This is a genomic window from Gilvimarinus sp. F26214L (assembly GCF_054401055.1).
In genome coordinates, this window is the sequence record NZ_JBTIYG010000001.1 from 107,796 (window position 1) to 120,369 (window position 12,574).

The 12,574-nt window shown below is 57.9% G+C and carries 4 protein-coding genes; all 4 read right to left on the reverse strand.

What is annotated here, in order from left to right:
* Nucleotides 1-90: 90 nt before the first annotated feature.
* The 4 genes from ACURWW_RS00445 to ACURWW_RS00460 all read right to left on the reverse strand — a co-directional run bounded on the left by ACURWW_RS00445 (nucleotide 91) and on the right by ACURWW_RS00460 (nucleotide 12,492).
* Complete coding sequence (locus ACURWW_RS00445; protein WP_445615036.1) at nucleotides 91-7,482, reverse strand: two-partner secretion domain-containing protein; 7,392 nt, start codon at nucleotides 7,480-7,482, stop codon at nucleotides 91-93.
* 557 nt (nucleotides 7,483-8,039) lie between these two features.
* Entirely contained in the window at nucleotides 8,040-9,572 is a 1,533-nt protein-coding gene (locus tag ACURWW_RS00450; RefSeq protein WP_445615037.1) for a hypothetical protein, read from the reverse strand.
* 215 nt (nucleotides 9,573-9,787) lie between these two features.
* Nucleotides 9,788-11,350, reverse strand: a complete 1,563-nt coding sequence (locus ACURWW_RS00455) for a hypothetical protein (protein WP_445615038.1) — start codon at nucleotides 11,348-11,350, stop codon at nucleotides 9,788-9,790.
* A 185-nt stretch (nucleotides 11,351-11,535) separates the two neighbouring features.
* Entirely contained in the window at nucleotides 11,536-12,492 is a 957-nt protein-coding gene (locus tag ACURWW_RS00460) for a TonB family protein (RefSeq protein WP_445615039.1), read from the reverse strand.
* Nucleotides 12,493-12,574 lie beyond the last annotated feature (82 nt).

Below are 12,574 nucleotides of genomic sequence, written 5' to 3' on the forward strand. Positions count from 1 at the left end.
TTCGTACATTTCCACCCCTCCAGGGGCTTACGGGCGCCGTGCTTTCCTCTGCGCCCTACAGCTTCTTCAATGCGCTCTGCAGCGATAACCTCAATAGTCATCGTCGTCGTAGCGTTGATCCGGGGGCAGGCGAATGGAGGTATCGTCGTAGGAGTAGTTGCGAACATTAGTGAACACGGCTGGGTCCACATCCTCCAGTCCTTCAATTTCCACCAGTTGCTCGTTGCCGGACGTGATCAAGTCGATCACGTCGCCGGAGATCGATTGGGAATCGTCCACATTTGCCGGCTCCTGTTCAAAGGCAAACTGAATCCAGCTCGGCAGGGCGGACACGAGCACCAGGTTGTCCTTCACGTGAACCACCAGGGGCATGTACGGTTCGCCGATACCACCCCGTGGAGTGACCAGGCTCGCGTTGCGCGCAGCGATGATCGGATCGTCACCATTGGGGGGACCCGCCGCCAGAATGTTGCCGTTGGCCACATCAATCAGCAGACCTCCCACTTCGTAGTTTGCGTCAATCGTGCCTCCGGCCTGCCGTGCGTCGGTTGCAGAACGGGAATAGAGCGCACCGTCGGTATTGTCCAGGATGACATTCCCGAAGGTATTCACCAGAGCGATGTTGCCGTTAGAGCGCAGGCCGGTAACGGTCAGCTCACGATCGTTGATGATGCGCGCGTCGCCGCGATTGTTACTCAGGGAAAGAAAGCCTACTCCTGTCTCCAGGGCATCATTCGCCCCCACTCCGGACTCGGCAACGATGTTCAGGCGCTCGGCAAGTACATTGAGTCCATCCCCGTTCCTGTCACCAATTGCTCCGGAAGCATTCAGCTCCACGGTCTGCGCCTCCAGGCTGCCCAGGCCCATGCTGTCGGCGTCGTAACGGATTTCGCCGCTGGCCCGGGAGCGGGCATCACCGGCCATGGTGATATCCCCCATTGCGCTTACCATGATGTCGCCCCCATCCAGGTCTGCGTTCTGGGTCACGTCGCCATTGCTGGATTCCAGGTTTAGTCCATTGGTCGCCGATACGACTCCATCCACGATCAAGTTGTCACGGCTGCTGACAGACACCCCGGCCTCGGAGGTAATACCACTGATGGTGAGGGTGTTCTTGTCGACGACCGACACCTGGCCGTTGGCGGTGATATCCAGGGAGCCGAAGTCGTTGCCAGTGTTCTCAAGCAGCACGGAGCTCTCGGTTTCGAAGGTGGACAGCCCGCTCACTTCGATGGCCCCCGATCCTTTGATGGTGCCCGACGAGGTCACGGCCAGCTTTTGTGCCCGTAAGCCGGAAAATGTGGTTGTATCTGTGTTGACCAGCTCAATGGCCCCCGAGGCATCGAGCTCGAGACTTCCGGATAGCGCATTCTGCTCGGTGAGCAACAAATCCCCATTGAGCGCGTGGGCGGAGAAGCTCTGTGTGGACACCAGTGCGGTATTCGCGCTGAGGTTTCCATTCATGAGCTGAACATCGAAATTCGACGCGCTGTCAAAATTCACAATCCGCAGCCCGTTCTGCTCCTGGAGGAAGATGTCCCCGCGACCATTGACCACGGCCAGGTCGGAGACATTGCTCCGCAGACGCGCACCCGCATCGCCGACTGTACCGACCCCATCGAGAAGCAGCCGATCCGCGACGATAAGGCCGCTTGTACCCGCGGTGACCGTGCCGTTGGTGATCTCCACGGTACCGTCAACCTCGATGCGTCCTTCGAGCGCGACCTTATCGTCGTTGCCGAAGGCTGCGATCAGGTTGTTCTTACCGGTAAACGTCACCGTAGTGAAGTCGTTGAGACGGTATAGATTGTCCCCGAGAACCAGGTCGTCGGTCGCCGTGGTTCCGCCCACCCGAAGGGAATCGGCCACAAAATCGTCGTTGACGGTATTCAGGGCGGAGTAACCAAGTGTGAACACTGCACCGCCGTCTGTATAACGCAAAGCGCCACCGCCGGCTGTTGCAAGCGCGTGTTCAACCTGATGAGCAGCGGACCCGCCGGTGATGTTCACTGTGTCCTTGTCAGCGCCGCCATCGATGGACAGCTGCCCGCTGGCGCCGTCCAGAACTTCAACATCAAACTGATCATTACCGTCTTCGCCAAAGACGTCGCCCCCGACGGAGTCGCTGGACATGGAAACCAGATCGTCCCCGGCACCGCCGCGGAGGTTTCCGAGTATGCGCCCGCCATCGAATTCGAAGATGTCAGCGCCGGCATTACCCTGCAGGTTGGCCATCCCTGAAAACGCCACCGTATCGGTGGGGGAAGCTGTGTCCGCGCCCACTGAGCCCGTACCCATGTCCGTAATGATCCAGTGGTTGTCCTGATTGCGCCCCACCAGAGAATCCTCCAGGCCACGCCCTGCGAGGGTCTGCACATTGGAAAACTGCGCATAGGCATCCCCTGGCGAATCGCCAGCGCGCACCAGGTGGCCACTGAGCTCCCCATCCAGATACCAGTCCGTGTTCTCAGCGCGGCCAGTGAGGCTATTCTCACCGCCGCCTCCATCCAGGAGGCCGCTCAGACCGGCCGTCGCACCATCAAAGAGAAAGTGATCCTCTCCCGATCCGCCGGTCGCGTTCGCGAAGTTCGTAAACAGGACGCCGTTGACGCGCCCCCGGTCCAGGCCCTCGATCAGCCAGTGATTGCTGCCGGCGGCGACCCGCAATGTGGAACCTTCATGTCCATTGCCCTCAACCCCCCACATGCCCGTCGCGTGCAGCCCTGTGCCGGTAACTCCCGTAAGGTCCAGCTCGGTACCCAGCTCCACGTGGTAGGCGCCGTTGGCTGCGGCAAGGTCGAGAACGTCCATACCTCCACCGCCATCGATGTGGCCCGCGACGCTCCCAGTACCCTGAACGGCGAACCAATCGTTTGCGCGCCCGCCCTGGAGGTGCTCCACGTCGGTGAAGCTGTTCAGGTATGCGATGTAACCTCCGCCAGCAATCGCTCCATTGGGTCCTCCGCCTGCGTTGAGTCCAGCCACTGTCCAGTAACTCTCTTCATCCCGCCCCTGAAGCGTATCGCTGCCTGCTTCTCCATCAATGGTATCCACCACCCCGCTGCTGCCAAAGACAAAAAGGTCAGCACCGTCCCCGCCGCGGATGGTTCCGCCGAAGTTGGCGTCGATCTGAAACTCGTCGACTGCCGAGCCCCCCTGGAGAGTCTCCACGTTCGCGAAACTGTCCACGTACACAGTCGTATCGTCGGCACTGACCTTGATGCCGAGCTGATTGCCGGCGGATGTGAGCTGCCAGAGGTTGTGCTCGTCGCGGGCGATCAAGAGATCGGACCCATCCTCTCCGTCCAGCGAGGTGACGCTACCATCACCCTGAAGGTAGAACTCGTCATCTCCCGCGCCTCCGAGAATGGTACCCGCGAATGCGGTCTGTATGGTGAAGGTGTCCTTCGCCCCGCCGCCCTGCAGTTGCTGGATGTTGGAAAAGCTCTCCACATAGGGAGCGCTGGAGTTGACGTCGGTGGCGAGAGAGTTGACGGTGGCGGAGATCGTCCAGATATTGTCGTCGTTTCTGCCGGTTAGTTTGTTGACTCCGTCGGTACCGCCGTCAATGCTTTCGATGCGGCCCGCCGATCCGATCACAAACTCATCATCGCCGCTTCCACCAACGAGATGGGCCCAGTCGGTAAACCTGTACCCAGAGACCTCACCGGAATTTACACCGTTGATGGTCCAGGTATTGCCATCGTTCCCGGCCCGCAAGGTGCTGCTGGAGCCGTTGCCCTGAACCACTTGTATGTTGTTGATCCTGTCCCAGGCGGCCGACCCCAACTCCACTTCGATTTCGCCGCCGGTTCCCGAGAAATCGAGAGTGTTTTCCGAGTTGCCTGCTCGGTCGCCGCCGTCGATGTCAATCAGACCCAGCTGGGATGGCGATATTCTGAAGGTATCTTTTTGATCACCGCCCCGAAGGCTTTCGATTCCTTCGAAAGTAAGGCCCGAGTCCAGAGATCCGTTTCCAGGATCGGTAAGGGTCCAAACGGTCTCTTGATCAAACCCCACCAGCTTGTCACCGCCAGTCGCCTCTCCACCTCCCCGGATCGTCATGCCCGACTGATCGCCGGTAGCCAGGGTGAAGGTGTCGTCACCGGCACTCCCGACGAGCGTATGCACCTGCCCGAACTCAATAACCCCGGAAGCCGCACCAAGGGCCTTTACTGTGCCGGAGCCGCTTCCGTCGACTCTCCAGTCGCTCGCCGGCTCGCTGATGTTGAGCGTGGTGTTGCCTTCGCCATTCACCTTGACGTTCTGGCTGACAAAAGCCGGGCCGCTGAAAGTGACAGAGTTTTCCAGGCCGACGTTGTTGTCAATTATGTTCAACTGCGGGGTCTTTGTGGTTCCATTGCTATCTTTCGCGATAAGGTCCCCTGCGATGGTGATGGACGCCGCTTCACCACCCGAGGCGGTTGCTGTGATCTGAATCGACCCTGCAGCCGTATGAGGCGTTGGATCCGTTTCTGGATCCGGAGCAGGAACCGTTCCGCCGTTGGCCGTAATGGTCTCGGTGCGAATGGTTCGCCCTGCAAGGGTGACATTACCGCCATTGGCCTCGTGAGCACCGGTTGTGTTAATCGCCCCGGTGTGGATGGTTTCCGCCGCAATATCAACCTCGAGGGATGCGCGGAGGTCGCCCGATTCAAAGGCGCCGCCCGCACCAACGTTCAGTTCTGATGCCGTGATGTTGTAGTAGTCATCCTCCCCGTCCCCAATGGTGATTGCGTTTTGCGAACTCAGCTCGACGGAGCCCAGTCCGCTTCCGGCTCCCAAGTGACCCTCGAGCTGGATGTTGTTTCCGGATAGAGTCAACTCCTCCGAACCCGAGAAGCCGTTGACAGATCCGGTGATGGTAATGTCCGCGCGCTTGTCGCTGCCGTCGGCGCCCGTGCGGATTTCGGTGTCGGAGTGGAGGGTGAGGTTGCCATTGATATTCACGGCTCCGCCTTGTCCCTCGTTGGATCCCCCCTGGGACAGAATGTGGCCAACCAGGGCGATTTCATCGGCCGCAAGCGTAATTGCCCCGCCGTCACCTCCATCGGAGCTAGTATCGATGTTCCGAGTGGTCAGGTTTCCCTCGGAATGAATCTCGACGTTACCGCCATCGGTCATCAAATCCGCGTCGATATCGACTTTTTCAACTGCCCCAATGCGAATGTCGCTAACATTGTCCAGACCAGACGAACCATTAACGGTCACACTTCCCACAGATTCAAGCAGTTCGCCGGTCGCACTCCACTCGCCAACCAACAGGTCGCCGCCGCCGGTGTCTATTGCTCCTCCTAGCACAACCGCGCCCCGAGAAACGCCTGCAGGATCGGTGGCTGCCAGGCCCGGGTCGTACAAAGCGTTCAGGACCACATCCCCACCTCGAGTTGAGAGGTTGCCGGATATGTTCAGGCTGGCATATGTGGTTCCATTCGGGTTGATGCTTTCCGTCACCTCATCCGAAGAGTCGCCGGCGGAGAGCGTAACCGTACCGTTGGCGTCGATTTCGCCATCGATGCCGATGTCGATATTGTTCCCCGCCCGGATGGTGACTTCATTGGGTCGATCAGAGCCGGAACCTATCGATCCCTTGATATCAACATCATCTGCCGAAAAGATGCTGATACCGCCTGTAGTAACCAGCTCTTTCTCGGATGCCAAGGTGAAGCTTCTGCCCAAGGAGTCCGTTGCCGCACAAGCCGACGGATTCGACCCGCAGCCGTTGCGTCCTGTAACAAACTCCAGATTCCCACTGCCAACATCAATGTTCGCTTCGATGCTAATTCTGTTACCCGCCTCCATCCGCAAGGTGTTTGATTGGTCGGATGCATTGATCTTTTCAAGAACTGAGATGCTGTCCGTAGCTTGCAGAACCAGCTCACTACTCTCAAGCGCAGTCTTTATCGTTGAAGGATCGATGGAGATACCATCACCGACATAATCGTCGAATCCGAAGTCGCTGGATTCGGAAGGTTCCGTGTTTTCAACGGTAATATTCTCCGGGTCCAGCAACAGCGTTCCAAAACCGCCCGAGCCCGCGCCATTCAGATAACTGTAACCAGCAAACTCCAGATGGGTCTTGCCCGAAACTTCGGCAAATCCGCCCTCCCCGTCCAGAGCCGCGCGCCCATACACCGTGCCTCGAAAACGGGTGATCTCATCAGCCCATACAATGATGCGCCCCCCGTCACCGTTCGTGAGCGCATCCGCGTAGACCGCTGCTCCCTCGTCCACGAAGATGCGTGAGGCGTTGCGGACCTGGTGGTTGCGACCCTGGAAGTCGCCGCCCAGCAGCACCTCCCCGCCTCCCAGTGCACCGGATACGTCCACCTTCGCATCGTCGAAAAGACCGACCCGGTCGCCCAGCAGTTTGATGTGCCCTCCCGTTGCCCCCGCTTCCGAACGGGCGGAGGTCAGGCTCTGTTCCGTGAGCAGCGCGGTATCGGCCGCATGGATCTCGATACTTCCGGCTTCGTCATGGGCTGAATCCGCGGCAATGGTTCCACTGCTGGTAACATTTTCAGCCAGCAGCACCACATCTCCGGCACGGTGGTCGGACGACGCGCTGATGGTCCCGGTATTCACGAGGTCTGCCCCACCGCCAAGAGTGAAGCTGCCATCCTCGTGTACCACAACGCTGCGGTCGTCGCTCAGGCCACCGCTGTTCACCGCTTGCGAGAAAATATCCTCGCTGGTACTGGCGCTCAACAGAATGCGGCCCCCGCTCGCGCTGATCGTTCCATTATTGATGATGGCCGCATCTACACCCAGATCCTCCTGAAGGACCGCCTCAGTGATGCGAACCCCGATCAGGCCGTTGGGCTCGAAGGTAACAACCGCTTCGTTGCCCGCCGCCAGGTTCACCGCGCCCAGGTTCGCGCTGATAATGCCTTCGTTGCGAATCTGCCGACCCAGCAGGCCGATGGACCCACCGGTGGCCGCGTGGATGATTCCTTCGTTCACCACCCGCCCTTCACTGCCTTCAACGGCTGAAAAGGCGTAATCGCCATTCATGAAATCAGCAGGGTCCACGTCCAGGCCGCTGGCAAGCATTCCGCCCACGTTGATGCGGGCCCCTTCACCGAAGAACACTCCGTTAGGGTTCACAAGAAACACATGCCCGTTCGCATCAATCCGGCCATGGATCTCCGACCCGCTATGGCTGAGCACCCGGTTGAGGGCGATGGAGGATGAGTTGGGTTGAACGAACTGGACCTGCTCGTCCGCACCCACGTTGAAGCTCGCCCAGTCAATGGCAAGCCGCTCCGATTGTTGCGCAATGATGGTGCTACTACCGGAGTCGTGGATCGACCCGGTGCCCCCCACCACCTGCCCGCCGGTGGGGCCGGCGTAACCCCGGCCCGCAACCAGAAGGTGGGAAGCGGCCGCGACCGCCAGACAAAGCTGCCGGCGTGAGGGTAGCGGGAGCTTCTTTGTCAGACATGTGGAGGTGGATTTGGAGCTGGAAGAACTGTGGCGCATGTTGATCCCTGAACATGTGATGCGCCCCTCGATCGCGAGCGGGCGCCGTGCCGAACGGAATTGGTTGTGCGGGTTAATCCCGGGTCGTTATTCTCTCTCTTCTTTGCACGTGCGCTGTGCGAGCACCGGCATCCAACTGTCTGCCCGTTGCGGCGCTACAAATGTGAGTAAGGTCACACATTCGCATCCTCCCACACACTACCGAACTGCCGCCCGGATCAGCCGTACCTTAGCCAACCGACAGGTCGCCATCTGTAGGAAATCGACGTGTTCCGAGGTGAGAGAATGCTTCATTTGGCGTGAGGTTGCCTTTGACCGGAACTGATTATGGTGCCAACCGACATGAGATTCATCAGAACAAAGTCTGAGATTCTTCAGAGATCATGAGAAGGTAAATCAGGTGCTGTTATCAATTCCCATCTTCACTGCAATCCGAGAGAACCGTAGGCCATGTGGGCCAGATGTCCACCGCACAGATGGAAGATCGAAGACTCGTGGGAACGAACCTTCGATCATAGTTCGCGCTAACGTGATTTGAAGGTTAGAGCGAAATGCAACTAGCGTGACTCGAAAACGAGTGCTCGATAATTGCGTGAGTCCATTACCACGAGTTTGTCCCTGTGTGCCGTAATGCCCATAGGTTCATAAAGCGTTCGTGCTGATGGTGACTCATCTGCATTTCCCTCCTGGTCGTCGTCGTTGGGTGCCCTTGCAACAAAATCGGACTGCCCTAAGACAATCTCCGCGGGCTGAAAATTCTCCGTCGGAAACTCATTCCAAATCATTATCCTATTATTGCCGTTATCGCTGACAACCAACTGAACGCCGTTGGACCACACTCCCTCAGGCCACATGAAATTCCGCGAACTAGCATCGGGTTCTATTGGATAGTTGGTAAAATCCGATTGCCCCAGCACCAGATCGGCAGGTTGAAAATCGGTGGTCGGGAAAGGTGTCCAAATCAGAACACGGTTGTTCGAGTCAGACACCACGAGTCGCCGCCCATCCGACCAAACACTCGTGGGATAATCAAGTGTTCGAGCGCTAGGACGCCGATCCTGCTTTCCATCCTGATCATCGTCGTTTTTTCCACAACTTACCAACGTACTCTGACCCAGTACGATACCGGGTCCTTCATACGGACTTCTGGTCACGTCCGACCAAATAAGAACGCGGTTATTACTACGATCCGCAACAATCAGCTTACCTTCGGCGATAATCATGCTCCGTGGGTTGTACATTCCGTTCGTGGAACACGAGCTTCCATCACTTTCGAGATCAGGCTGACCGACAACATTGGATGCAATCGCAGGTGGCGAATCGGGGACTGTGTCGAAAACCGAAATTCTGTTATTGTCCTTCTCAAGCACATAATACATCCCTTCGTGCTCGAGGCCTACCATCGGCCTATCAATCTCGAATGCACTGGTTCCAGGTCGATCGCTCTCAAAGTCGTTCTGCCCGATCACCCAAGTAGCACTAGTATCGTTTGTCTCGGGAAAACCGTCGTAACCGAGCAATCTATTCCTATCATCGTCTGGAATCCACAAGCGTCCCTCATTGAAACTGGGAGTGCCGATTGCCTCACCAAAGCGATTCGCGTTTACCGTCCCGGTCTCGACCGTCTCAAAATCAGCCTGCCCGATCACCACTGACGCCGGTTGAAAGGTTTCAAACACCAGCCGAACTTTGAAATCCAGATCCAGATCGGTGGTGTTGCCGGCCTTATCTTCCACGCGGCCGGTCAGGGTCTGGATGCCGCTTTCCCAGGCGCCTTCGAAGGGGCTGAGGGTGAGTTTGGTTGCATCGTCGTTCCACGCGGGCTTGTCGGCCAGATCGGCAAGGAAGCCTTCCAGTTTCAGAGTTTCCGGGGCCATGGCTTCGTCAAAGCTGATCACGATGTCTTCCCGAACGGAAATTTCCGTTTCCGCACTGGCGGTAGCTGCCGTGGAGTCCGAGGGGGTTTGATCGCCGGACGGTGGAACCGCAGCCCCGCTACTACTGCCGCCGCCACCGCCACAGCCCGCCAAAGTGATTGCAACCAGCGCTGCCGCCAGGCGGACCTGGAATGTGAGTGGAGAATTAGACATTGATGTCCTCCTTGATGTGAATTCTATTATCTGCGCGGTTCAGTTAAGGTCCCTCATCGCGCTTAAAGTCCAACCAGCTCTGGCATAGAAAAGGTGTCCTTGGATACAGCAGCATAAATTTTTGGATAACACTGGGTAAGCCCGCTTGCGCGGGCTGCCGGTTGGCGCGTGTCTTTTTGTTCCTAAGTATCGAACTGCACATTGGGGAGGTGCGGCTAGCGTGATTCGAAGACGAGCGCGCGGTAATTAAGGGAATCCAGTACCACCAATTTGTCTCGGTGCACTGTAAGTCCGGAGGGGGAATATAGCGTCCGTGCAGATGGGGGCCACTCATTGCTGTTGTCCTGATCGTCATCGTTGCCTGCCGAATTATAGAAATTCGACTGTCCGATCACGATGTCAGCGGCTTGAAAGTTTTCCGTTGGAAACTCGTTCCAGAGCAAAATCCTGTTGTTCCGCTCGTCGCCAATCAACAACTGTAGACCATTAGACCATATGCCTGATTCGGGCCGAAGGGTCCGTGAACTTGGATTGTCGAGAATCCCGTCCTGATCATCGTCATTTATTTCTGTCATATCGAAGCCAGACTGTCCCAGCACCAGGTCTGCGGGCTGGAAGCTTGTAGTCGGAAAGGTGTTCCAGATCAGTACACGGTTGTTATTCGTGTCAGACACTAGGAGGCGCTCCCCATCGGACCATACTCCAGTGGGCTGATTCATTGTTCGGGCGCTTGCCGTATCGCGATCGCCGACACCATTTTGGTCCTTGTCATTGTATCCACAGTTTTCCATGTTGCTTTGGCCCAGAACGATATCCGGAGTGTCACCTGACGTTTCTGGCGTCTGGGACCATATGAGCACACGATGATTCCCGCTGTCAGCGACAATCATCTTGCCATCGACGAACTGCAAGCTATTTGGGTTATCAAAACCACTTTCGGAACAGTTTCGACTTCGGCTTCGGAAGTCTGGCTGGCCCAAGACGTACGAGGCGACTGCAGGGGGAGAGGAGGGAATGCTATCGAAGACCGCTATTCTGTTATTACGTCGGTCAAGCACATAAAAACGTCCTTGGTGCTCTATTCCCACCCACGGCTCATAGAGTTCAGAAGCGCTGGTCCCTCTCCAGTCACTCTCAAAATCGTTCTGCCCAATCACCCAAGTGGCACTGGCATCATTCGCTTCAGGGATTCCGTCGTAGCCGAGCACTCTATTTCGATCATAATCGGGTAACCATAAGCGTCCCTCATTGAAACTGGGAGTGCCGACTGCCTCACCTAAGCGATTCGCGTTTACGGTTCTGGTCTCCACCGTCTCAAAATCAGCCTGCCCGATCACCACTGACGCCGGTTGGAAGGTTTCAAACACCAACCGAATCTCGAATTCCAGATCCAGATCGGTGGTGTTGCCGGCCTTATCTTCCACGCGGCCGGTCAGGGTCTGGATGCCGCTTTCCCAGGCGCCTTCGAAGGGGCTGAGGGTGAGTTTGGTTGCATCGTCGTTCCACGCGGGCTTGTCGGCCAGATCGGCAAGGAAGCCTTCCAGTTTCAGAGTTTCCGGGGCCATGGCTTCGTCAAAGCTGATCACGATGTCTTCCCGAACGGAAATTTCGGTTTCCGCACTGGCAGTGGCTGCCGTGGAGTCCGAGGGGGTTTGATCGCCGGACGGTGGAACCGCAGCCCCGCTACTGCTGCCGCCGCCACCGCCACAGCCCGCCAAAGTGATTGCAACCAGCACTGCCGCAAGGCGGGCCGGGAGTTTGAATGATAAATTAGACATTGATGTCCTCCTTGATAGATTTTATGTCGGCGCGGATTAGCAGTGAGTCCGTCGCTGCGTTTAACCGCCGGGTTGAATTCGGGGCGCCGCGATTATGGCGACACGGGAGCGCCGTAGCATCAGCATTTGGCATGAGTTTCCCTGTTGTGCGAACCGGGTAGCACTGACCAACAGAGTCCTCGTGACTACGAGGGCAGGAACTCGATTGGATAGGTTACCGTGAGCTCCTCCACCTCCATGGGTTCGAACTTGAACATTTTTATTCGGGCCACGATGCCGGACTCCAGGGAGGGGTTGTTCAACTCGCTGGACAGCACCTCCACATGGCTCACGCGACCGCTCGGGTCGATGGTGATCTCGAGTACGATTTTGCCTTGCAATCCTGGGCTGCGGCGCCGCTCCCGGGCGTAGAGTGAATAGAGGGTGCCCTTGTTGCGATCGAATACGATGGTGACGTCCTCGCGCGAGCGAAGGCCATCCCCCTCGCCGCCTCCGCTGGCAGTACCGCGTTCGGCTGAATCATCCGACTCCGCGAACAGTTCGCTGCGCACCGCCGCCACTTCCCGGGCGCTTAAGGTGGTGGAACTCACCTGCGAGCCGTACTGGCCCGAGTCCACACCGGCACCGCCCCGGGCGGTTCCCTCGGTAATCGCAGCCGGTTCATGGCCTGCGGCGGCCTCGGTTCCCCCCGAGGTGGATGTGAGTCCGCTCGCAACCATGCCGTCGATTTCGGAGGTGTCCATCAGGTCCGACAGTTCATTGTGCAGAGCCAGCAGGCCGCTGCTCTGGGCTTTTTCCCTTGCGGTCTTCTGCGCTTCCGTCAGCGGCTTGCGCTCCGCTTCGCTGGGCCGTTCACGTTTCACGGTCGGTTTGGGTTCGGCCTTGGGGGGCGGCAGCGGCTTGGGTTCCGGTTTTTCCACGGGTTCGGGGGGCTTGGGCGCTTCGGCAATAAACCGGGCCACACGGGGCGGTACGCTGGCCCGTTGCCGGCGTTCCTCGACAGGGAGTTCAATGCTGGACAAGACGGCCGCAATGAGCAGTATCAGGGCCAGGATGCCCACGCTCAGGAATTGGAAAAACCTGTTTCGCTCCCCGGCCGGATGCCAGGCCAGGGCCAGTTGGTTGTAGGTTAACGCTGACATGGTGTTGCTGTGTCCATGAAGACTCTCTCGGTGCATGTATGGGCTGCGGCGAATATCGCGGGCAACCCGTTCCCTGCTCGTT

Bases quoted from the DNA above. Each gene is read 5' to 3' on its own strand.
- ACURWW_RS00460 (WP_445615039.1), bottom strand. From the start codon at position 12,492: ATGTCAGCGTTAACCTACAACCAACTGGCCCTGGCCTGGCATCCGGCC.
- ACURWW_RS00455 (WP_445615038.1), bottom strand. From the start codon at position 11,350: ATGTCTAATTTATCATTCAAACTCCCGGCCCGCCTTGCGGCAGTGCTG.
- ACURWW_RS00450 (WP_445615037.1), bottom strand. From the start codon at position 9,572: ATGTCTAATTCTCCACTCACATTCCAGGTCCGCCTGGCGGCAGCGCTG.
- ACURWW_RS00445 (WP_445615036.1), bottom strand. From the start codon at position 7,482: ATGCGCCACAGTTCTTCCAGCTCCAAATCCACCTCCACATGTCTGACA.